This window comes from Romboutsia sp. Marseille-P6047 (genome assembly GCF_900604535.1).
Taxonomy (GTDB): domain Bacteria; phylum Bacillota; class Clostridia; order Peptostreptococcales; family Peptostreptococcaceae; genus Romboutsia_E.
On the sequence record NZ_UWOT01000008.1, the window covers coordinates 1 to 22,710 of the forward strand.

Below are 22,710 nucleotides of genomic sequence, written 5' to 3' on the forward strand. Positions count from 1 at the left end.
ACTAAATATCCCATGTAGTAGCATACATATAGATGTATCCTTTAATTTTATCTTTGCAATACCTAGTAAACTCCCCATAATTAAACCTTTTGTAGTACTTATCATTATTGAATCTACTACATAACCAGGGCTGTGTGTTACTTGCATATACTGTTTTATTATATCTATATATCCTACTTGATATAATGCATAAATTACGGTAATACAGATAAAAACTATTAATGTATTTTTTGTGTAATTACTTAAATAATTCCATATGTATTCTCTAAACAATAATTCTTCAAAAATAGGAATAATAATTATAGATAAAATTAATATCCCTATATTATAAATGTCATATTCATCATTAAAGTATATAGACAAAAATAAACAAATTAAAAATATAGTTCCTATAATTATACGAATTTGTTTACTTTGATTATTGAGCATATTAATAATCTTTATTCTTGATGGATTGAATTTTTCATTATCTTTAAATATTAGAACAAAAAATGTACCAACAATTAAAAATGATATTATACTTGTAATAATTAAGTTAATTAGAGATAAATTAAGCTGACTAAGTAGAATAAACTTTATGCTTATTCTAGCTAATTGGACTACAAATATAATAAAAATGGAATCCAATATATACTCTTTATAATTTGCTCTAGATTTCAATTTAAATCACCTACATATATTCTTCTTTTTTTATTTATATTCACAGTATAACTGAGTATTAATATTTTGTAAAATTTTATTATTAAAAGAAGATTTATAGAAATTATTTATATTATTATCACTAAGTAAATGAAAGGAGAATTAATGAAAAATAAATTCATTTTTAAATCTTTACTGTGTATCTTCACTGTAATATCAATTTTAAGTTTAGGATTTTTTAATTTTTATATGTCAAGTTATTATAATAATGAATCTATTGGATTATCATACCAAATACCTCCATGTTCGTTATTTTTTATAATTCTTTTAGTTATATTTATACAGCTTACTTTAGCATTTAAATTTATGAAAAATAAATAAAAGCACCTTAAATATTCAATCTAAGGCGCTTTTATTTATTAATCATAAAATCCGTTTAACACTCTACATATAGTAGCTTTGCTCCAACTAGTTTGTTTAGCTATTTCTCTATAACTCAATCCATCCTCTCTTAGTTTTTTTATATTACTTATATCTAAATCCCTAATTTGCTTTTCTTTTGGTTTTAATCCCCCTCTATTTGACTTTAACTCTTCAATCTCTAATTTTAAATTATCTATTTCTAATTGTTTTTTTTGCAATTTTTTCTCATAATTTTTTCTCATTTCATTAAATTCTTTTATATAATTTATCTTCCAATCCTCTTCAGTCTTTAATTTGAATATCCCCATATTTTAACCTCCTTACAATTATATTTTTATCAATATATTGAATAGTTTCTTTATTTAACATCAAAATCCTTGTAATTATCTACAAATATTTAATACTTTTTTATTTTATATTTCATGTATTTATAATTTTTATTATCAAATTAAAATATTTTTTCTCATATATATACAATATTTTATAAATATATTTATTTGAACTTAAATCACAAATTTTTAAAATATATATATTATGAATTAGACAGACTTTTGTATCTCAAGGAGGACTTTTCTATGAACTATATGACAGCTCTTTTACTTTCTATATCTGCTAATTTAGATACACTAGCTGTGTGTGTTTCTTATGGAATAAAGAAAGTAAAGGTAAATATTATAGCATCCTTGTTAATAAGTTTTATAACATCTTTAGGAACATTTATATCAATGTTTTTAGGAAAAGTTATAACTAATTTTATCTCGCCTAAGATTGTAACTATAATCGGAGGATTGCTTCTACTAATTTTAGGATTAAAAGTAATATTTGACTTTATAAAAAAATATAAAAAAAATCAGATCAAAAATTTATTAAGAAGTAAGAAAGTAAGTTATTCAGAAATTTTAGATAATCCAGTTAAAGCTGATACCGACAACTCTGGTGATATTGATTTAAGAGAGTGTATTTCATTATCAATAGCACTATCTTTAAATAACCTAAGCGTTGGTATAGCTGCAAGCATTGCTGGTATTAGTATTTTACTTAATACCTTATTTACTTTTATTTTCACATTAGTAAGTATTTATCTAGGATTTTTTATAGGACGTAAATATGCATCTAGATTTGTTGGTGAATACTCTGACTTAGTAAGTGGTTTACTAATCGCGCTATTAGGTATTTATCAAATATTTTTCTAATATTACTTAATAATAAAAAGCGAACCTTATTTAAAGTTCGCTTTTTATCATTATATTTGATTTACTATTTTTTACATAACTATATATACAATCTATTATATTACCACTTATTGCAACTGCAATTAAGGAGTAAAGTATTTTATCTATTGGCATATATGATAGTGATAATAACAAAATAGCACAATCACCTAACATATATACTCTACCTATATTTAAAGATGTATTCTTAGAAATAACTAATGCTAAAGCATCATCACCTCCAGCTGCACATCCGGTCGTGACTATTAAACCTGCTCCTATACCTACACTCAATCCTGCAAATATTGTTGATACAAGCATATTTGTATGAGGTAATATAGGTCCTATAGACTCAAATATATCATACAAAATAGAAAAACTAATTGATGCAAATATAGAATACATTAAGAACTTCTTCCCAAAATATTTATATCCTATTAATAAAAGTGATAGATCTATTATTATATTTGCTACATCTGGTTGAATATTATATAAATTCTTTAACAGTAGTAAAATACCTAACACTCCACCTTCTGTTATATTATTTAAATAATAAAAATTATAAACTCCAAATGCAAGTATTGCTGAGCCTAAGATTATTAGTAATATTCTTTCTAATTCTTGCCGCCTGGCCATTATTCCCATATCCTTTCTTATTAATTTAATATAATTATATAGAATAAAATAGCCTTTGTATACATCACTTTCCTAAACTTAAAATTATATTAAAATGTTCCATTTTTTTCAAGTGTTTTTATTAAGTTTTTTCATTTATTTTATGTCACATTCTATATATTAGTAATTTCAATACTTTAACCATAATGTAAATTTTACAATGTTTACATTAGCTACCTTTTAGTTTAGTAGTATTAAATTTAAGTTTATATTAATTTTTTATTTGTTTACTTATACTATTCTAAAATTTATCGTTAATATAATGATATTATAATACTATTTATAGTTATAATATAAATAGTATTAATTAATCTAATATGATATTATAAATTAGTTAAAATAAATTGACATGAGAGGTAATTAAGATGAAATTTAAAGATTTAGGAATTAAGGATGATATAATAAATATTTTAAATAAAAATGGTATAAATACTCCTACTCCTATACAGGAAGAAAGTATACCATATATAAAAAATGGTAACGATGTAATTGCTCAAGCTCAAACTGGAACAGGAAAAACATTAGCTTTTCTACTACCTATATTTGAAAATATATCTACTAATTTAAATACAACTCAAGTTCTAATATTATCGCCTACAAGAGAACTTGCTATACAGATAAGTGAAGAAGCAAATAAATTAAATGAAGCAAAAAATATAAATATACTTGCTGCTTACGGCGGAAAAGATATTGGATCTCAAATAAATAAATTAAAGAAGAATATCCATTTAATTATAGCTACACCAGGAAGACTTTTAGATCATTTAGATAGGGGTACTATTGACTTAAGTAATATTAAAACATTTGTATTGGATGAAGCTGACCAAATGCTCTTAATGGGATTCAAAAATGAAGTCGAAGCTATACTTGCTAAGACATCTAAAAATCGTCAAACTTTATGCTTCTCTGCTACAATGAATTCTCAAGTTAAGAAATTAGCTTATAGATATATGATTAATCCTATAGAGATTTCTGTTAAGAAAACCGAGATAACTCTTGATAGTATAAAGCAAGAAGTTGTAGAAACTACAGATAGATGGAAGCAGGAATCTTTGTTTAAAGTTTTAAATGAAGATAATCCATTTATGGCAATAATTTTCTGTAGAACTAAAAGAAGAGTGGATGCATTAGAGGAAGCTATGGCTAGAAATGGATACAACTGTGCTAAGCTACATAGTGATATACAACAGTCAAAGCGTGAAAGAATTATGAAGTCTTTTAGAAATGCAGATATACAATATTTAATAGCTACAGACGTTGCTTCTAGAGGACTTGACATTAGTGGTGTTGATAATATATATAATTATGATATACCTGAAAGTGCAGCTGATTATGTTCATCGTATAGGTAGAACTGGTAGAGCTGGCAAGGGTGGTTATACTTGTATGTTTATAGATCCTAAGAATCTAAAAACTCTTGAAGAAATTGAAGAAACTATAAAATTTAAGATCCCTAGAAGAGAACTATAAAAAGAATAATCAATAAAATAGAGGTAAATATCAAGTTTGATATCTACCTCTATTTTATTTAACATAGTATTTCTTATTAAAGTAATAACTTAGTTCAAATCAATAGATATTTCATTTATAACATTTACTGGGTTTTCTATTAAGAATCTTGGTTCTAATTCATAATATTCATAATCTATAAACCTTTCTATTTCCTCTATCTCTTCTACACTTTTATCTATCGAAAATAAAATTGCATTTGAATTTCTTATATTTTCATCTGAAAGTTTATTTTTTATTTTATTGCCCTTTTGAAGTTCACAGTGTATTAAACATCCTAGTTTTTCACCTGCTTCTGTAAGTGCTTTTACACTTTCTTCATCATCACATACTGCCACTATATTTAAAGCCATTCTGTTTACCTCTTTCTTTAATATATATTATATATACCATTATAACCTATACTTTATTAAATTAATTATTAATTTAATAAATAAAAAACATAGACAAATTAATTAGATATTTACCCAGTTAATTTATCTATGTTTACTTTTAACTTAATTTTTAGTTATTAACTTTAACTCTACAGGTATAAAATCGTCTACTCTCTCACCTTTTAATACCTTATCTATAGCATTTACAGCTGTTTCACCTATCAATAATGGCTGTTGAGCTACTGTAGCTGCCATACTGCCTTTATTAACAGACTCTACTGCATCATCTGTTGCATCAAATCCAACTATAAGAACATCTTTCATTCCCATATCTTCTAATGCCTTTTGTGCCCCTAATGCCATTTCATCATTTTGAGCAAATACAGCATCTATATCTGTCTTAGATTGAAGTATATTTTCCATTACTGTAAGGCCTTGAGTTCTATCAAAATCAGCTATTTGTTTAGCTATTATCTTCATATTACTTTCTGATATTTTATCATCAAATCCTTGCCCTCTATCTCTAGCGGCCGATGAACCAGCAGTTCCTTCAAGTTCAACTATATTACCTTCTCCACCTAATTGATCTATCAAGTACTGCGCTGCCATAGCCCCTCCTACTGCGTTATCCGATGCAATATGAGTTACTACCTCTCCACCATTAGCTGCTCTATCCACGGTAACTACTGGTAAATCATAGTTGTTAGCTATCATAACTGATGCTACTGCTGAATCTGAGTCAACTGGATTTAAAAGAACAATATCTACGTTTTTTACTGTTAAATCTTCCATATTTGATACTTCTTTAGCTGGATCATTTTGAGAGTCTAAAACAACAACTTCATACCCCAGATCCATTGCTCTTTTCTCTATACCATTTTTTAAGTCTACAAAGAATGGATTATTTAAAGTCGATACTATAAATCCTATCTTTTTCACTCCACTTACTTCAGTTTTTTGACATCCAACTAAAGTCATGGCACTCATTATAACTGTTAATATTATAGAAAGAATCTTTTTCATTTTAGATTTCCTTTCTTAATTGCTTTTTCTATCTAAAAGTACTGCTAATAATATAACTGCACCTTTTACCATTGTTTGATAATATGATGATACGTCTAATATATTTAGAGCATTACTTAACACCCCTATTATTAGCGCACCTATTATTGTTCCTGTTATTTTACCTTTACCACCATTTAGACTAGTACCGCCTAAAACTACTGCTGCTATAGCATCAAGTTCATATCCTGATCCAGCTGTTGGTTGAGCTGAATATAATCTAGAAGTTATTATTACACCTGCTACAGATGCTAGTATACCACTTATTGTATATACCCATATTTTTATCTTATCAGTATTAAGACCTGATAATTTAGTAGCTTCTTCATTCGAACCTAATGCATATGTGTATCTACCCATTTTTGTATTATGAAGTATATAATAGCATACCATAAATACTACTATCATTATCATAGCTGGAGTAGGTATTCCTAGAATTGTACCTCCACCTATTTTTCCAAATGACATAGCTAGTTCATTACTTCCTAATGTTATAGGATTTCCATTTGTATAAACTAATGTTAGACCTTTTAGAACTGTCATAGTAGCAAGTGTTGCTATAAATGGCTGCAATTTTCCTTTTGATATTATAAATCCATTTAAAAATCCTACTATTGAACCTACTAATAGTGCTGAAATTACTGATATAATTGCATTTTGTCCGGAAACTAAAAGACTAGCACACACTGCTCCACTTATACCTAGTATAGATCCTACTGATAGATCTATTCCTCCTGTTAATATAACAAATGTCATACCTGCTGCTATTACAGCATTTACCGATGTTTGTCTAAGAATATTCATTATATTCTTTGGACTTAAAAATGAAGGATTAAGTACTGATACTATAGCTATTAGTAACACTAATCCTAATAAACTTTTATATTTAACTAATAATTCTTTTACATTTATATTTTTGCTTTCTGCTCTTGATGATATATCCACTTTATGCCTCCTTAGCTTCAACTGCACATTTTAATATTGATTCTTGAGTTGCAGATTGTATATCAAATTCTCCTGTTATTCTACCTTGGCTTAGAACAAGTATTCTATCGCTTAGTCCTAATATTTCTGGCATCTCAGAAGATATCATTATCACTGCTTTCCCTTGACTCTTAAATTCATTTATAAGATCATATATCTCTTTCTTAGCTCCTACATCTACTCCACGAGTAGGTTCATCAAGTATAAGAACATCAGGATGAGTCATAAGCGCCTTAGCTATTGCTATTTTTTGCTGATTTCCTCCACTTAAGTTTTTTATTAATTGATTCTCACTTGGAGTTTTTATTCTCATTCTTCCTATATAATCATTAACTCTTTCAAGTTCTTTTTTCTTATCAATTCTAAATAATGTTGACATTCTATTTAAAGATGATATAGCCATATTTTCTCTTACTGATAAATCTAATATTAATCCATCACCTTTTCTATCTTCAGATACATATGCTATTCTATTTCTTAATCCATCTTTTGCAGACTTATTATTTATTTCTTTATTTTTCATATATATTTTTCCATTAGTTTTTTTTAAGTGACCATATATAGTTTTTGCTAATTCCGTTCTTCCTGCCCCCATAAGACCTGATATTCCTAAAATCTCCCCAGCCTTAACCTCAAATGATATATTTTCTATATATTCATTGCAAAGATTTTCAACCTTAAGTACTGTATCCCCTTTTTTAGTCTCTAATCTTGGAAATTGATCTGTAAGCTTTCTACCTACCATCATTTCTATCATTTTATCTTCGTCTAAATTATCTAAGTCCTCTGTTCCAACAAACTTCCCATCTCTTAAGACAGTTATATAATCACAAATTTCAAATATTTCTTTTAATCTGTGTGATATATATACTAATGCTTTGCCTTCTTTTTTTAATTCATTTATTACATTAAATAAACTTTTAGTCTCTTTATCTGTAAGAGCATCTGTTGGTTCATCCATTATTATAATCTTGGCATCTAATGATAATGCTTTAGCTATTTCTACCATCTGTTGTTCTGCTATACTTAGATTTCCTACTAACTCTCTTGAACTAATAGTCATATTTAACTTACTAAGTAGTTCATCAGCATCACTATAAAGTTTTTTAAAATCAACTCCAAAACCTTTTTGAGGTTCACGACCTAAGAATATGTTTTCTCCTATACTTAAATCTGGTAATAAATTAAGTTCTTGATGTATTATAGCTATTCCCTTTTCTCCTGCATCTTTTGGGCCTTTTATATCAGTTTCTTCACCTTTATAAAAAATTTGACCACCATCTTTTTTATATACACCACTTAATATTTTCATAAGTGTCGATTTTCCTGCTCCATTTTCCCCCATAAGAGCCATTACCTTACCTTCATAAAGCTCTAAATTTACTCCATCTAATGCTTTTACACCTGGGAACTGCTTAACTATGTCTTTCATTTGTAAAATAGGGTTTTTCATTTAAAATACAACTCCTGATTTTAATATTATATTGGCATATGGAGTACATTCTCCAGTTCTTACTACTGCCTTACTTTCTTTAGTAATTTTTTTAAATTCTTCATGGCTAACCATTATAATTTTTATATTTTCAAACCTTTTTAATATTTCATTATATATATAACTATTTTTTTGAACTATCTCTTCAGCTATTATAATTTCTTCTACACATAATTCTTCTAAAACCGTATCTAATGTTTCTATGAATGATGGTACTCCATACTTAAGAGCTAGGTCTATTCTTTTTACACCGTCTGGTATAGGTAATCCACAATCACCTATAGTTAAACTATCTGTATGACCCATTTTTGATATAGTATATGAAACTTCACTATTTATAAGTTTAGTTTTTCTCATCCTTCTACCCCCTAAAATTTTGTACGTCTAATAATGTTGGTAATGAACTTTGTGCACCTTCTTTTTGAACACTCAATGCTCCTACCTTTGATGCAAAGTCCATTGCTTCTTCTAGATTTTTTCCATTAGCAAATGCAACTGCTAATGCCCCAGTATAACTATCTCCTGCAGCAGTAGTATCTATAGCATTTACTTTATATGCTTTCTTAAACATAGATGACTCTTTATTTATATATAAACTTCCTTTAGAACCCAAAGTTACTATAAGTTCTTTTACACCTTTATCTATCATTATCTGTGAAGCTTTTTTGATATCATCTTCAGTTTTTATTTCTACACCACTTAATATTTCTAATTCAGTTTCATTTGGAGTTAATAAATCTACATTTGCTATTATTTCATCATCTAATTTAACAGCTGGTGCAGGATTTAATATTGTATATTTTCCAAGTTCCTTAGATTTTTTTAACGCATAATTTATAGTATCTATTGGAGTTTCAAGTTGTAATACAACTATATCACTATCCTTTATTCCATTTATGCTTTTATCAATATAATCTGTATCTACTTTAAAATTCGCTCCAGGTGCTACTACTATAGAATTTTCAGCATTTTTATCTACAGTTATCATAGCTACTCCAGTTGCTATATCTTCTTTATTTATATACTCAGTGTTTACATTGTCATTTTTTAAGGCATTTAGTAAAGTATCTCCAAATCCATCTCTTCCAACTTTACCTATCATATTTACTTTTCCACCAAGTCTAGCCATAGCAACAGCTTGATTAGCGCCTTTTCCACCTGGAACTTCTTTGAAATCTCCACCAATCACTGTTTGACCACCCTTAGGTCTATCATTTACCTTTACTACTAAGTCCATATTTAGACTTCCTATGACACATATATTTTTCACTGTACTCCTCCTAAAATCTTATTATCTTATTTTCTTACATTAATTAGAGTAACATATTAATTTTATTAGTGCAACATATTTCTTCATTTTTATTATTTTATAGACAATTTTCCCATTTCGTTAAATTTTTATTTAAAACTAAAATTAAATAGTATACACTTTTTATATGTACATACTCATATAAAAAGCTAAAAAGTTAATTTAAATATTCTTAATCGAACTAACCTTTTAGCTTTAATAATATTTAAATGTGTTTTATCATAAACTTTATTATTTCACATACTTCAAACTCTATTAAACAAAATAACTTATATATAACATGGCTTTTGGGTATATTCTCATCTCTTTCATCAATCCAGGTTCTTATTACTATATCTTCACTTTCATCATACTCTAAATTTAATATAGGTGTATCAAAATCTTTTATCTCTATACTAAACAAATATGTTTTACTTTTTTCATTATTGCATTCTTTAAAATAATGAATCTTTAATTTTTCATTTTCAAATAAAGCTTTCATATTTAATACCTCCAATTGTCAATTTAATTATATTTTATCCAAAAGCATACTATTTCATGGACAAAATATAATTTGATTAAATAAAAATGCTGATATAGAAAATAATCTATATCAGCATTTTTATAAATATAATAGTTCTGAAAAACTATCGATTACATGATTATACTCTTTTGTACTACCAAATCCATATCTAGCAAATATAAATCTAACTCCTGCTTTTCTTGCTGCTTCACCATCCATATGAGTATCTCCAACATAAATAGGATTTTTCAAATTATTTCTATTTACTATAAGCTTTATATTTTCTGACTTAGGTAAATTAGTTCTTCCTGGGCATTCAAAATCCTTAAAGTACTTGCAAAAATTGTTATACTCTAAAAAAGTTTCTATGTATCCATCCTGACAATTGCTAACTATAAATAGTTTATATTTTTTATATAACCTATCTAAGGTTTCTTCTATCTTATCATACAACTTAGCTCCATATTTTTTTAAGTATACATTTTCATATTTACCACATTCTTTTATAAGTTTTTCACGTTCTTCTTTATCTACATCAGGTAACATTTTTTCAGCAATATCTTCTAATCTAAGTCCCATATATCCTTTTAATTCATCTTCTGTTATTTCTTTTATTATATTTCTATTTTTAATTAGTACCTCGCTCCATGAGTTTGCAATTTCTTTAGTTGCATCCCACAATGTGCCATCTAAATCAAATATAATGCTATCAATATCTCTTTGTGTACCCAACATTCCCTTTTTCTCCTTTTAAATAAATTCTTTATTATTATTACTTATACTTAATTTTATATCCTTTACTTTTTAATAAATTAATTAATTCTATCTCAAATTTTTCATTATCTGCTTTCGTTCTTTTTTTAGGACCTTTTGTTCTTCCCCCACTTTTTCTTACTTTTTTCGATATATGCCTAGTAAAAAGTAGTTGGTCTATATTATTATTGCTATATATTAGTCCATTTTGATTTATAGCACTTGCCCCCTTAGATAGTACCATTGCTGCAAGACCATAATCTTGTGTGACTACGATGTCCCCCTTATCCACTTTATTTATAATTATAAAATCAGCTGCATCATTTCCTTTTGATACTACTATTGCCTCTACGTCATATCTTGATAAATTATGAGATGTGTCACATATTATAAGAATATCCTTTCCAAAGCTTTTTGTTACTCTTATACATATATCAATTACAGGACACCCATCTCCATCTACTATAAGTTTCATATTATCACCTTATTCTTTTTATTTATTATATATCTAATAATTACATTATATAAAAAAAGAGTACATATAAAAATAAATAACTTATTAAATAAAATACAGCATTAATTTAATAAATTTTTATAATAATATATACTCTTTAATCTCTATATTAATTTATATCTTGACTTACAACCTCATTATTTACCTCTCTATCTTTTCGATTGATAAATATTGGTTGAAAATAGTAATTTTTATCTACATAACTATTCACATTAGAAACCACTTTCCCAGTTATTAAAGCACATACAATAGTACCAATACCTATACCTTCAAATCTTTGTAAAAATACTATTGATAATACTATAGTTACTGCAAGACATGATAAGTCAAATGCTGTTTTGGCCTTTTTATAAGGTATATTTAAATTTTCAGGTAAGTCTCTCGTGAATGTATCTATAGGTAAAACAGGCGTTTTACACTTTAATAATAAAGACATGCCTACTGAAAGCATAGAAAAGCTCACTATAAAATAAATTATATTATAAAGTAATCCGTTTGGTAGTCTCTGCATAATGAATATATTACAAAAATCTATCATATTTCCAAATATTATTGCAAGAAAAAATGAAACAATATAACCTATTTTAAATTTTTTTGTTATTAAAACTAATATAAGTATTAATGTACACTGAAATATATAATTCCAACTCCCATATGTAATCTTATCAAATACAAGGCTTAATGTATATGGAACTGATGATATGGATGATATTCCAAATCCACTTTTAACCATAAGTGTATTAGCAAAACTATTAAAAACTAATCCTATAATCAGCGCTAACTCCCCAATAACTAATTTTTTCTCTTTCATAATCTTCCCTACTTTATGCGTTTTTATTTTATCTAACTAAATTTATTTTTTATAGAGAAACGGTAAACTCTACTTCTTTTGAGTTTACCGTTTCTCTATAAATCTTAATAAATATTATTCTATCATTCCCATTAATTTTGGAAGGAATAAACTTATTTGAGGTATAAATGTAACTAACATTAATACAACAAATATAGAAACATAGAATGGTAATATATTCTTTATTACGCCTTCTATCTTAGTTTTTGCTACTCTACACCCAACAAATAAAGTATTCCCTACAGGTGGTGTTATTGTACCTATACATAAGTTAAATACTAACATTATACCGAACTGTATTGTATCCATACCTAAATTTTGAGCTATAGGTAAGAATATTGGAGTAAATATTAATATAGCTGGAGTTAAATCCATGAAAGTACCAACTATTAATAGTAATATATTCATTATTAATAATATTACTATTGGGTTGTTTGATACACCTAATATTAAATTAGTTATGTAAGTAGGAACATTCGTAAATGCTAACACCCATGACATTATAGAAGATACACCTATTAAAAATACTATCATAGCTGTCATATTTATAGATTCTAATAATATTCTTGGTAAATCTTTTATTTTTATAGATTTATAAAATAACATCGCTAACATTAAAGAATAAACAACTGCTATAGCAGCTCCTTCTGTAGCTGTGAATATTCCGCCTATTATACCACCTATTATTATTACTATTAATGATAAACTTGGTAATGCATCTAAAAATATTTTTAAACCTTGTGCAAAAGTTATTTTTTCACCATTTGTCTTATATCCCTTTTTCTTAGCTATAAAGAATGCAACAACCATTACACCTAATCCCCATAATATACCCGGTATATATCCTGCCATAAATAATGCGGCAACTGATGTACCACCGCTAACTAGTGAGTATATTATTAAAGAGTTACTTGGAGGAATTAATAAACCTGTTGGTGCAGAAGCTATATTAACTGCAGCACTGAAATCTGTATCATATCCTGCTTCATCTTGAAGAGGAGCCATAGTTCCACCTATAGCCGCTGCTGCTGCTGTTCCCGAACCGCTTATCGCTCCAAATAACATATTTCCAACTACATTTGTATGAGCTAATGATCCTGGTAATTTTCCTGATAGCAGTGTTGCAAAATTAACTAATCTTATTGCTATACCACCATTATTCATTATTATCCCTGCTAATACGAAAAATGGTATTGCTAATAATGAAAATGAGTTAATTCCTGTAAATATACGTTGAGATGCTGTAAATACAGCATTTTCCCAAGGTAACGCTGTTAGTATAGATACAACTGAAGATATACCTATTGTAACTGATATTGGTATTCCTATTAATAATAAAACTGGAAATATTGCTATTAAAGCTAATCCTGTTTGTAATGCTAGTTCCATTGGCTTTCCTCCCCTAATTTAATTATGCCGTTTTAGTATTCTTATTCTTTACTTCTTTTCCACTTGATAGTTCTTTGATAATATCTGATATATTTAAAATATTATATATTATTGTTACTATTCCTGATAAAGGTAATGCAAGGTATATATATCCCATTGGGATTTGTAATGATGAAGACGTTTGCCCCATTGATAACTGAGACATTCTAAGACCTCCAAATACTAATACTAACGCAGCAAATAATATAACAACTATTTCTGAAAATAACTTAACCTTAGTTTGATTTCTTTCAGAAAGCTTATCCACTAAAAATGACATACGCATATGTTCTTGTTTTCCAAATACATATGCAGCTCCTAATAAGCCCATCCATACAAAGCAAATTAATACTAACTCTTCAGTTACAGTACTTGGCTTATTGAATATGTATCTTGATGCAACTTGCCATGTAGCAAATATAGTCATTAACGATAGTAATATACAGCATACAACTTCTAAAATTTTATCTAAACCTTTTCTAAGAGCTTCCATTTATATTCTCCTTTAATAATATATTTCACTAATATTTATTATTCCTGCTCAGATTCCACACTCGCATTCTTAGCTAGTATTTCATCTCCTTTTTCACGTATCTTATCATATACAGCTTTCATATTCTCATCTTTAGTATATTCAGCATGTAAATTTTTCATTTTATCTTGGAATGGTTTTATATCTGGGTAATAGAACTGAACCCCCATAGCTTCTGCTTTTTCTTTTGCTTCTGCTGCAGCATCTTCCCATAAGTCTACTTCAAATTTATTTGCATAACTTGCTGCTTCCATCACAATTTTAGCTTGTTCTTCAGTTAATTTATTATCTAGTAAATCTGTACTAGCGATTAATATATCTGGTAACATTGCATGCATGTTGTAAGAGTAATGTTTAGCAACCTCTCCGTGCTTATTATTAATTAATGCTAATTCATTATTTTCTGCACCATCTATAACATTTTGTTGTAATCCTGTATAAACTTCTCCAAATGACATTGGTGTTGGTGATGCTCCTAATGCTTGAAGCATTTTTACATTTGTAGGACTTGTTTGAACTCTTATCTTTAGACCTTTTAGGTCATCTGGTTCCATTATAGCTTTCTTAGTTGTATATATATTTCTTACACCCGCATCAAACCAAGTTAATCCTACAAATCCACTTTGTCTTGTTGATTCATATACAGAGTTCATTATATCTTCATCATTCATTACCGCATGATAATGCTCTGTACTATCCATTATGTAAGGTAAGTTAAAAACTGTGTAGCATTCATTAAATGCTTCTAATGTTCCCAGTCCTGCTATTACTAAATCTACAGCTCCAGTTTGAGATAGCTCTACAGCTTGAGATGTAGCACCTAGTAATTCATTTGGGAATATTTGTACATCGATTTCCCCATTAGTCTTCTCTTCTACGTATTTCTCAAATTCTAACATCGCCTTATGTTGAGGGTGTTCTTCATTTTGACCATGCGCAACTCTTACTACTTTAACTTTTTTTTCTGCCCCATCTACTTTATTGCATCCTACAGCCACAATTCCAATAGCTGCAGCTAGCAATAATGCAGTAATACGTTTTCCTATTTTCATCTAATATCCACCTTTCTCTATATATATTTCAACTTGAATGCTAGTATACTAGAATTCATCATGTTAATAATATAACATATTAACTTAAAATTTTCAATTTTTTATTAAAAAAAAATAATATTTTTTTAATAAAAAATTGAATTTTCATTAATTCCCCTAATTTTATTGAAATAAAATTAGAGGAATATTTAATTATTAATTACCTTTACAATACTTAGCAGCATTATTGTAACAAATATTTTCTATAATTTCCCCTAGAACTTCCATATCAGCTGGATACTCTCCATTTTCAACAAGTCCGCCTATATAATTGCATAAGATCCTTCTGAAGTACTCATGTCTTGTATATGATAAGAAACTACGAGAATCTGTAAGCATACCTACAAATTGACTTAATAAGCCTAATTGGGATAAAGCCATCATCTGTCTTTCCATTCCATCTTTTTGGTCATTAAACCACCATCCAGAACCGAATTGTATTTTACCTGCTATTCCTCCACCTTGGAAATTACCTAGCATAGTTCCTAGTACTTCATTATCTTTTGGATTTAGACAGTATAATATCGTTCTTGGAAGTTTATCTTCTCCATCTAATGTATCTAATAGTCTAGATAAAGGCTGAGCTACTTCACCATCATCTATACTATCGAATCCAACATCTGGACCTAATTTTTTATACATTCTAGTATTATTATTTCTTAACGCTCCTATATGTAACTGCATAACCATATTGTGTTTAGCATATATTCTACCTAAATTAACCATAGTTAAAGTAGCATATTTTTCTATTTCATCCTGAGTTAATTCTTCTCCATTTATAGCTTTTACAAATATTTCATTTACTTCTTCTTCATTAGTATTCTTAAAGTAAACCCTATCCATAGCATGGTCAGTTATTGTACAACCATTTTCTACGAAGAACTCTATTCTCTTTTCTAAAACTTTCATAAGCTCTTTATAGCTAGTTATTTCAATATCTTCAGTAGCACCTAATACTTTTATATATTCAGCAAATCCTTCATTACCTATTTTAACTGCTTTATCAGGTCTTAATGTCGGTCTTACTTCACAGTCAAAACTTTCATCTTTTGCTATTTGTATATGGTATTTCAGGTCATCTGCTGGATCATCGGTAGTTGCTATATACTTAACATTTGATTTTTTTATTATACTTCTTGCACTAAAGTTATCACTTTGTATAACTTCATTACATCTATTCCATATCTCTTCTGCATTCTTTTCACTTAATGTTTCCTCTACACCAAAATATGTTTTTAATTCTAAGTGAGACCAGTGATATATAGGATTTCCTATTAAATAAGGCATAGCTGTTGCAAATGCTTTAAACTTTTCAAAATCACTTTTACTTCCAGTTATATATTCTTCATCTATACCAAAGCTTCTCATAGCTCTCCATTTATAGTGGTCACCATATAACCATATTTCTGTTATATTATTATACTTTTTGTCTTCAGCTATTTCACTTGGTATTAAGTGACAATGAAAATCGAATATTGGCATATTCTTTGCATGTTCATGATATAAGTATTTAGCTGTTTCATTTTGTAATAAAAAGTCTTCATCCATAAATTTTCTAACTTTTGTAAGTTCTTTTAACATATTTAACTCCCCCTATTATAAAGTTACACCATCTTTTAATATTGATATTTCTCTATATCCATATTGCTCATTTTTAGCTATGTACTCTCCTGATGCTGTATCAAGTATTAACTTAAAGAATGAGTCATCTACAGATTGAGTATCTTTTGTTTCTATTAATTCACCAGCATTAAAATCTATCCAGTGCTTCTTCTTATTATATAAGTCTGTATTAGTAGATATTTTTAGTGTTGGCACTGAACCTCCAAATGGAGTTCCTCTACCTGTTGTAAACAATACCATATGAGCTCCTGCAGCAGCTAGAACTGTAACTGCAACTTGATCATTCCCTGGACCATACAGTAAATTAAGACCTGTTTTTTGTGCTCTTTCACCATATCCAAGTACATCTGTTACTATAGCTTTTCCACCTTTTTGAACACAACCTAATGACTTTTCTTCTAATGTTGTTATTCCACCCTTTTTATTACCTGGGGATGGATTTTCATATATAACTTGATCATATCTCATAAAGTATCTTTTGAAGTCATTTATTAAATCAACACTTTTATCAAATACATTTTTATCAACAGCTCTGTCAAATAATATAGTTTCAGCTCCAAACATCTCAGGTACTTCAGTTTGTATAGAAGTTCCTCCTAATGAAACTATTTCATCTGATAGTCTTCCTAACAATGGATTAGCAGTTATTCCTGAAAATGCATCTGAACCTCCACACTTAAGACCTATCTTTAATTTAGATATGTGAACATCTTCTCTTTTAAATTTAGAAGCATAGTCAACTAACTCTGATATCAGCTTTTTTCCTTCCTCAATTTCATCTTCAACATCCTGTATATTTAAGAATTTTATTCTATTGTGATTTATAGGCTCTAAGATTTCTTTAAAACTTGCTAGTGTATTATTTTCACACCCAAGACCTACTACTAAAACTCCCGCTGCATTTGGATGATTAACTAATCCTGCAAGTATATTTCTTGTATTTTCTAAATCGCTTCCTAATTGAGAGCATCCATGTGGGTGTTCAAAATAGTGCACTCCATCAACTTTATCATTTATAAGTTTATTTCCTTCTTTAACTAACAATGCACATGTTTTATTTATACAACCTACTGTATTTATAACCCATATTTCATTTCTAATTCCAACATCTCCATTTTCACGAACATATCCTTTAAAGTAGATGTCTTCATTTTTTTTGTCATATTTTAAATCATTTTTGTTAAATTCATAATCTAGTATTCCATCTAATCCTGTACCCATATTGTGAGAGTGTATCCACTCTCCAATTTTTATATCTTCTTTAGCCTTACCTATACTGTATCCGTATTTTAATACATCATTCCCCTTATGTATTTCTTTTACTGCAACCTTATGTCCCTTTGGTGTATCTTGTAATAATTTTATCTCTTTATCTTCTATGCTGATGATGTCCCCTTGGACACCATCAGCTAATAATACAACTACATCATCTTCCTTATTTATCTTAATGAACTGGCTCATATTCCTTCTCCATTGCTTGTAATTTTTCAGTTACAACTTCCACTATATTTAAATATTTAGTTAAGTCTTCTCCCCAAAGTTTATCTTCACTTAATACATATCTTACATACTCTTCATTTTTTTCTTCAAACTTGGAGTTTGCATTCTCCATAAATTCTAATACTTCTGGAGTATCAAATACTTTATATTCATTTCCATTAAAGTCATATCCAACATATCCATTTTCTCTCTTACTTATTTGATAGAATCTTAAAAGCCCTGCTAAACCTATCATCATATTTTCTGGAAATTTATTATTATCTTCTATAAATGACTTTATGGTTGGCCATAATCTATTTTGGAATTTAGATACTGAGTTCATAGATATAGACTCTAACTTATGTTTTATATGTGGATTTCTAAATCTTCCAAGAACTGTTGATGCAAATTCTTCTTTATTTCCAGTTTTATTTTTTAATGAAGGTAATATCTCTTTTTGTAATGTTTCATTTAAGTATTCTTTCATTTGCTCATTTTCAACAACTTCATCAACTTGGTTAAATCCTTTTAATATACTTTGAGGGGTGATTAATGTATGTGATCCATTTAGTATTCTTACCTTTAATAGTTGAGTATCATGTAAAGATTCTAACCATTGAACATTAAGCCCTGATTCTTTTAGTGGTAATATTTTATCTAATTCTTCACTTCCTTCTATTGCCCATAAGAAGAACGGCTCACACATAGACATTGCTTCATCTTTATATCCAAATCTATCAAAATAAGCTTGAGAATCTTCTCTTGGATAACCTGGAACTATTCTATCAACTAAGTTATTTAAGAATACACAATTTTCATTAACCCAAGCTTTAAATTCTTCTGAAGCTCCGAAATCTTCAGCATGTTTTGCTACCAATTCTTTTAATACTCTCCCATTTTCTGCTACCAATTCACAAGGGAATATAAGTAATTTCTTAGAAATATTTCCTAATGTATTAAATCTATGCATTAAGAACGCTGTTAGTTTCCCTGGATATAACCCTTCTGTCGCAACGTTTTCTAAGCTAACATTTTTATATGCAAGTCCAGCTTCTGTTGTATTTGATATTACTACATCTAAGCTTTCTTGCTCTGCTATATTCATAAAAGTATCCCATTCTACATTATAATTGAATACTTTTGAAAATACAGATATTATATCTTGTTCGAATATTTCATTATCTCCCTTAAACCCTCTTTGTACCACTGTATATAGTTTATCTTGAGAGTTTAATGTATTAATCTTTCCATCATAGTTTAAAGGACAAGTTAATGCTATTGAACCATTGTAGTTCCCTTTCTTTATAGCTTGATCTACCATCCAGTCAAAGAATGACATTAAAAAGTTTCCTTCTCCTACTTGCATTATTTTTACTGGGCTATTTAATACTTTTTCATGATGTTCTCTTTGTGATTGAGTTAAGCAATCCATGCTTAGACTTCTTAATTCTTTACTCATATAAATAATTCTCCTTAAAATATATTTATTTTATCTTTTTATATTTTCTATCCCTAAATTCATAAGTGTTTCAACATCTTCTAGTGAAACTAAATTTATATCACCTTGTATACTATGCTTTAAAGAGCTTGCACAAGTCGCAAATTCAACTACATCATCATTCTTCATTTTATTTAATAGTCCATGTAGTATACCTGCTGTATAAGAATCTCCTCCTCCAACTCTATCTAATATATCAAAAGTATATACCTTTGACTTACTTAAATTTTCTCCATCAAATAAAAATCCTTGTAAAGAGTTGTTACTTACTGAGTTTACTTTTCTTTTAGTGCAACTAGCGTATTGTAAGTTCGGATATTTTTCAAATAATTTCTTATACAAATCACTTAAGCTATCTTCAAACTTTTTAGATTCTGATATCTCATATTTTAGTATATTTTTAAAATCTAATATTCCTAAAAATGCAATGTCTACAAAAGGAAGTATATCTAACATGAACCTTCCAGCATCTTCAAGACTCCATAGCTTTGATCTATAATTAGAATCATAAGATACTACTATATCTCTTTTTTTAGCTTCTTTAGCTATCTCTAGAGTTAAACCTTTAAGTTCTTCACTTAGTGCAGGATTTATACCCGACATATGTACTAACTTAACATCTTTAAGTATTTCTTCGATTTCAAATTCATCTTTTTTAGCAAGTGATATTGCTGAATACTTTCTGTCATAAGTCACTTTAGAATTTCTAAGTCCATTACCTTGTTCTAAGAAGTATATACCAAGTCTTCCTTCACCTTTTGTAACATCTTTTGTACATATTCCAAAAGAATTTAAATCCTTTATTACTTTTTCACCTAATGGATTGTTTGGCACTTTGGTAAGAAACTTAGTATCATGATCAAACATACTTAAACTACAGATAACATTTGCTTCTCCACCAGAATAAGTTGCTTCAAAAGAATTTGCTTGTATTATTTTTTGATGATTAAAAGGTGTAAGCCTTAGCATAACTTCTCCAAATCCTAATACTTTTCCGTCATCTTTAACTTCTAATCTTTTCAATTTTATTTACAAACTCCTTAGCTAAATTTTCTATATCTTCTAAGCTACCTGCATTGAATAGTGAACTTCCAACTCCAACACAAGAAACCCCCATTTTAAACCATTCATCTATATTATCTATACTAACTCCACCAGTTGGCATTATTTCAACATGAGGTATTGGAGCCTTTAGTGATTTAACATATTTCGCTCCAAACATATCACCAGGGAATAACTTAACCATTTTATTTCCTTTTTCTAATGCATTCATTATTTCAGTAACAGTCATGCAACCTGGTAGGTATATTACTCCTAGTTCTCTACATACATCATTAACCTCATCAGAAAACCCTGGACTAACTACGTACTCAGCTCCTGCTTCAATAGCATCTTTAGCCATCTTTTTATTGAGCACACTACCTACACCAACTAATGCATTTTTATATTTAGATTTAACTTCAGTTATAAGTTCCACTACATTAGGTATTGTATAAGTAAGTTCTAATGCTTTAATTCCTCCATTTAAGCATGCTATTATATATCCCATTGCTTCTTCATGGTCGTTAGCTCTAATAACAGCTACAATTCCTTCATCTTTTATTTTTTCTAACATAGAACCCCCTCTTTTTATCTTGTATACCAATTTTTTTATAAAAAAATATACTTTTTATTTTCTAAAATATATTTTAATAAAAATTTATGATATCCGTTGATTTTAAAGTATTTTCCATAATCTAAAAATAATATTGCCCTTATTTATAAATGAATAAGTTCTTACATTATTTTTATGAAAGCTTTTTCTTGTATACCAATATAGTATTATTATACATCACAACATTATTTTTTCAATATTTTTTTGTTATTTTTTTATTAAATTATTATAAATTAATAATTTGTATACAAGATCTATATGAAAAAATAAGAAATCAAATTATATACAAAATAATCCAACTTCTTATTTAAATTTTATTTAAAATATTTAGACATTTCCCCATCATATTTTCTTATGTAGTCCCAACTTTTCATAGAGAACTTCATATGCTCATCTATCAAAGAGTCTACTCTATCTTTATCTTTATTCTTTATTACATTTAAAAACTCTTCATGTTGTTCAACTACAGATCTTTTAGAATCCTTTTTCTGAGTTAATAATCTTAATCTATTATAATGTGTGCTTATATTTAATATACTCTGCCAAATATGCTCCTTTTTAACACCTTTAAATAGTAGCTCATGGAAACATGTGTCTAACTTATGGAATTCATTTTCTCCACCATCTATATCTGCTATTATCCCTTGAGCAAAAACATTTTTTTCTAGTTCTAACATAACGCTATTAGGGAAATCTTCACAGGCTAATTTTAAAACTTTTTCTTCTACTGCAAACCTCATAAATATCGCTTCTTCTATTAAGTCCATATCTATTAAAGATACATATGTTCCAGATTGAGGTTTAACCTCTATTAAGTGTTCATTTTTCAACTTCATTATAACTTCTCTAATAGGAGTTCTTGATAAATCTAATTTTTCAGCTAACTCAAGTTCACTTAATAGTTCACCTGGTTTTAATTCTAAAGACATTATATTATCCTTTAATACCCTATATGCATATTCTTTTCCGGTTTCCTTTTCATTTCTTTCGTACAATATCAACTAAATTCACTCCCTAACCTTAACGCTATCAGTTCCTACTTTTTTAATTCTTATTACTAGTATACTAGATTTATATAATAATTCAATATATATTAAAGAAGGTGAATA

At 28.1% G+C, this 22,710-nt stretch carries 24 protein-coding genes; 2 read left to right on the forward strand and 22 right to left on the reverse strand.

Features of this window, described 5'->3' with window-relative positions; genetic code table 11:
- Nucleotides 1–660, reverse strand: a 660-nt coding sequence (locus EIH23_RS09470; RefSeq protein ID WP_122640050.1) for a CPBP family glutamic-type intramembrane protease, incomplete at its 3' end; no start/stop codon positions are given.
- Nucleotides 661–1,058: 398 nt separating this feature from the next.
- The gene (locus EIH23_RS09475) at nt 1,059–1,370 is read right to left on the reverse strand and encodes a helix-turn-helix transcriptional regulator (protein WP_122640052.1); all 312 of its coding nucleotides are present in this window, start codon (nt 1,368–1,370) and stop codon (nt 1,059–1,061) included.
- 267 nt (nt 1,371–1,637) lie between these two features.
- Here EIH23_RS09475 and ytaF point away from each other — a divergent pair, with 267 nt between their 5' ends.
- Nucleotides 1,638–2,255, forward strand: coding sequence for a sporulation membrane protein YtaF (gene ytaF, locus EIH23_RS09480; RefSeq protein ID WP_122640053.1), 618 nt, complete (start codon nt 1,638–1,640; stop codon nt 2,253–2,255).
- A gap of 30 nt (nt 2,256–2,285) precedes the next feature.
- Here the strand turns inward: ytaF and EIH23_RS09485 are convergent, their stop codons facing one another.
- Nucleotides 2,286–2,909, reverse strand: a complete 624-nt coding sequence (locus EIH23_RS09485; protein ID WP_122640054.1) for a YitT family protein — start codon at nt 2,907–2,909, stop codon at nt 2,286–2,288.
- Between the two features lie 404 nt (nt 2,910–3,313).
- Here EIH23_RS09485 and EIH23_RS09490 point away from each other — a divergent pair, with 404 nt between their 5' ends.
- A complete protein-coding gene (locus EIH23_RS09490; protein ID WP_122640055.1) occupies nt 3,314–4,417 on the forward strand; it encodes a DEAD/DEAH box helicase in 1,104 nt (367 codons plus the stop codon).
- 89 nt (nt 4,418–4,506) lie between these two features.
- Here the strand turns inward: EIH23_RS09490 and EIH23_RS09495 are convergent, their stop codons facing one another.
- From EIH23_RS09495 to EIH23_RS09585, 19 genes are all read right to left on the reverse strand, one after another.
- Nucleotides 4,507–4,809: a PTS sugar transporter subunit IIBC gene (locus EIH23_RS09495; protein ID WP_122640056.1), complete on the reverse strand. Its 303-nt coding sequence runs from the start codon at nt 4,807–4,809 to the stop codon at nt 4,507–4,509.
- 144 nt (nt 4,810–4,953) lie between these two features.
- Entirely contained in the window at nt 4,954–5,853 is a 900-nt protein-coding gene (gene rbsB, locus EIH23_RS09500; RefSeq protein ID WP_122640057.1) for a ribose ABC transporter substrate-binding protein RbsB, read from the reverse strand.
- A 15-nt stretch (nt 5,854–5,868) separates the two neighbouring features.
- Nucleotides 5,869–6,837, reverse strand: coding sequence for a ribose ABC transporter permease (gene rbsC, locus EIH23_RS09505; RefSeq protein ID WP_330566215.1), 969 nt, complete (start codon nt 6,835–6,837; stop codon nt 5,869–5,871).
- Nucleotide 6,838: 1 nt separating this feature from the next.
- Entirely contained in the window at nt 6,839–8,329 is a 1,491-nt protein-coding gene (rbsA, locus tag EIH23_RS09510) for a ribose ABC transporter ATP-binding protein RbsA (RefSeq protein WP_122640058.1), read from the reverse strand.
- The gene (rbsD, locus tag EIH23_RS09515) at nt 8,330–8,725 is read right to left on the reverse strand and encodes a D-ribose pyranase (protein WP_122640059.1); all 396 of its coding nucleotides are present in this window, start codon (nt 8,723–8,725) and stop codon (nt 8,330–8,332) included.
- A gap of 4 nt (nt 8,726–8,729) precedes the next feature.
- A complete protein-coding gene (rbsK, locus tag EIH23_RS09520; RefSeq protein ID WP_122640060.1) occupies nt 8,730–9,638 on the reverse strand; it encodes a ribokinase in 909 nt (302 codons plus the stop codon).
- 244 nt (nt 9,639–9,882) lie between these two features.
- Entirely contained in the window at nt 9,883–10,158 is a 276-nt protein-coding gene (locus EIH23_RS09525) for a hypothetical protein (RefSeq protein WP_122640061.1), read from the reverse strand.
- Nucleotides 10,159–10,278: 120 nt separating this feature from the next.
- Nucleotides 10,279–10,914 carry an HAD family hydrolase gene (locus EIH23_RS09530; protein WP_122640062.1) on the reverse strand — a complete coding sequence of 212 codons (636 nt, stop codon included), beginning with the start codon at nt 10,912–10,914 and terminating at the stop codon, nt 10,279–10,281.
- Between the two features lie 37 nt (nt 10,915–10,951).
- A complete protein-coding gene (locus EIH23_RS09535; protein ID WP_122640063.1) occupies nt 10,952–11,407 on the reverse strand; it encodes a YaiI/YqxD family protein in 456 nt (151 codons plus the stop codon).
- A 148-nt stretch (nt 11,408–11,555) separates the two neighbouring features.
- A complete protein-coding gene (locus tag EIH23_RS09540; protein WP_122640064.1) occupies nt 11,556–12,257 on the reverse strand; it encodes a DUF6198 family protein in 702 nt (233 codons plus the stop codon).
- Between the two features lie 114 nt (nt 12,258–12,371).
- Nucleotides 12,372–13,685, reverse strand: a complete 1,314-nt coding sequence (locus EIH23_RS09545) for a TRAP transporter large permease (protein WP_122640065.1) — start codon at nt 13,683–13,685, stop codon at nt 12,372–12,374.
- Between the two features lie 22 nt (nt 13,686–13,707).
- Complete coding sequence (locus EIH23_RS09550; protein ID WP_122640066.1) at nt 13,708–14,217, reverse strand: TRAP transporter small permease; 510 nt, start codon at nt 14,215–14,217, stop codon at nt 13,708–13,710.
- Nucleotides 14,218–14,255: 38 nt separating this feature from the next.
- Complete coding sequence (locus EIH23_RS09555) at nt 14,256–15,308, reverse strand: TRAP transporter substrate-binding protein (protein ID WP_243113374.1); 1,053 nt, start codon at nt 15,306–15,308, stop codon at nt 14,256–14,258.
- A 195-nt stretch (nt 15,309–15,503) separates the two neighbouring features.
- Complete coding sequence (uxaC, locus tag EIH23_RS09560) at nt 15,504–16,928, reverse strand: glucuronate isomerase (RefSeq protein WP_122640067.1); 1,425 nt, start codon at nt 16,926–16,928, stop codon at nt 15,504–15,506.
- A 15-nt stretch (nt 16,929–16,943) separates the two neighbouring features.
- Nucleotides 16,944–18,431 (reverse strand): UxaA family hydrolase, encoded by a 1,488-nt coding sequence (locus EIH23_RS09565; protein WP_122640068.1) that lies wholly within the window; start codon nt 18,429–18,431, stop codon nt 16,944–16,946.
- Nucleotides 18,415–19,908: a tagaturonate reductase gene (locus EIH23_RS09570; RefSeq protein ID WP_122640069.1), complete on the reverse strand. Its 1,494-nt coding sequence runs from the start codon at nt 19,906–19,908 to the stop codon at nt 18,415–18,417. The genes EIH23_RS09565 and EIH23_RS09570 overlap by 17 nt, the downstream gene beginning before the upstream one ends.
- A gap of 30 nt (nt 19,909–19,938) precedes the next feature.
- Nucleotides 19,939–20,970: a sugar kinase gene (locus EIH23_RS09575; RefSeq protein WP_122640070.1), complete on the reverse strand. Its 1,032-nt coding sequence runs from the start codon at nt 20,968–20,970 to the stop codon at nt 19,939–19,941.
- The gene (locus tag EIH23_RS09580; RefSeq protein ID WP_122640071.1) at nt 20,951–21,562 is read right to left on the reverse strand and encodes a bifunctional 4-hydroxy-2-oxoglutarate aldolase/2-dehydro-3-deoxy-phosphogluconate aldolase; all 612 of its coding nucleotides are present in this window, start codon (nt 21,560–21,562) and stop codon (nt 20,951–20,953) included. The genes EIH23_RS09575 and EIH23_RS09580 overlap by 20 nt, the downstream gene beginning before the upstream one ends.
- Nucleotides 21,563–21,915: 353 nt before the next feature.
- Entirely contained in the window at nt 21,916–22,602 is a 687-nt protein-coding gene (locus EIH23_RS09585) for a GntR family transcriptional regulator (protein ID WP_122640072.1), read from the reverse strand.
- Nucleotides 22,603–22,710 lie beyond the last annotated feature (108 nt).

What these genes read in the sequence shown, in the direction of transcription:
- EIH23_RS09475 (WP_122640052.1), bottom strand. Translation starts at nt 1,370, where the DNA reads ATGGGGATATTCAAATTAAAGACTGAAGAGGATTGGAAGATAAATTAT.
- ytaF (WP_122640053.1), top strand. Translation starts at nt 1,638, where the DNA reads ATGAACTATATGACAGCTCTTTTACTTTCTATATCTGCTAATTTAGAT.
- EIH23_RS09485 (WP_122640054.1), bottom strand. Translation starts at nt 2,909, where the DNA reads ATGGCCAGGCGGCAAGAATTAGAAAGAATATTACTAATAATCTTAGGC.
- EIH23_RS09490 (WP_122640055.1), top strand. Translation starts at nt 3,314, where the DNA reads ATGAAATTTAAAGATTTAGGAATTAAGGATGATATAATAAATATTTTA.
- EIH23_RS09495 (WP_122640056.1), bottom strand. Translation starts at nt 4,809, where the DNA reads ATGGCTTTAAATATAGTGGCAGTATGTGATGATGAAGAAAGTGTAAAA.
- rbsB (WP_122640057.1), bottom strand. Translation starts at nt 5,853, where the DNA reads ATGAAAAAGATTCTTTCTATAATATTAACAGTTATAATGAGTGCCATG.
- rbsA (WP_122640058.1), bottom strand. Translation starts at nt 8,329, where the DNA reads ATGAAAAACCCTATTTTACAAATGAAAGACATAGTTAAGCAGTTCCCA.
- rbsD (WP_122640059.1), bottom strand. Translation starts at nt 8,725, where the DNA reads ATGAGAAAAACTAAACTTATAAATAGTGAAGTTTCATATACTATATCA.
- EIH23_RS09525 (WP_122640061.1), bottom strand. Translation starts at nt 10,158, where the DNA reads ATGAAAGCTTTATTTGAAAATGAAAAATTAAAGATTCATTATTTTAAA.
- EIH23_RS09530 (WP_122640062.1), bottom strand. Translation starts at nt 10,914, where the DNA reads ATGTTGGGTACACAAAGAGATATTGATAGCATTATATTTGATTTAGAT.
- EIH23_RS09535 (WP_122640063.1), bottom strand. Translation starts at nt 11,407, where the DNA reads ATGAAACTTATAGTAGATGGAGATGGGTGTCCTGTAATTGATATATGT.
- EIH23_RS09540 (WP_122640064.1), bottom strand. Translation starts at nt 12,257, where the DNA reads ATGAAAGAGAAAAAATTAGTTATTGGGGAGTTAGCGCTGATTATAGGA.
- EIH23_RS09545 (WP_122640065.1), bottom strand. Translation starts at nt 13,685, where the DNA reads ATGGAACTAGCATTACAAACAGGATTAGCTTTAATAGCAATATTTCCA.
- EIH23_RS09550 (WP_122640066.1), bottom strand. Translation starts at nt 14,217, where the DNA reads ATGGAAGCTCTTAGAAAAGGTTTAGATAAAATTTTAGAAGTTGTATGC.
- EIH23_RS09555 (WP_243113374.1), bottom strand. Translation starts at nt 15,308, where the DNA reads ATGAAAATAGGAAAACGTATTACTGCATTATTGCTAGCTGCAGCTATT.
- uxaC (WP_122640067.1), bottom strand. Translation starts at nt 16,928, where the DNA reads ATGTTAAAAGAACTTACAAAAGTTAGAAAATTTATGGATGAAGACTTT.
- EIH23_RS09565 (WP_122640068.1), bottom strand. Translation starts at nt 18,431, where the DNA reads ATGAGCCAGTTCATTAAGATAAATAAGGAAGATGATGTAGTTGTATTA.
- EIH23_RS09570 (WP_122640069.1), bottom strand. Translation starts at nt 19,908, where the DNA reads ATGAGTAAAGAATTAAGAAGTCTAAGCATGGATTGCTTAACTCAATCA.
- EIH23_RS09580 (WP_122640071.1), bottom strand. Translation starts at nt 21,562, where the DNA reads ATGTTAGAAAAAATAAAAGATGAAGGAATTGTAGCTGTTATTAGAGCT.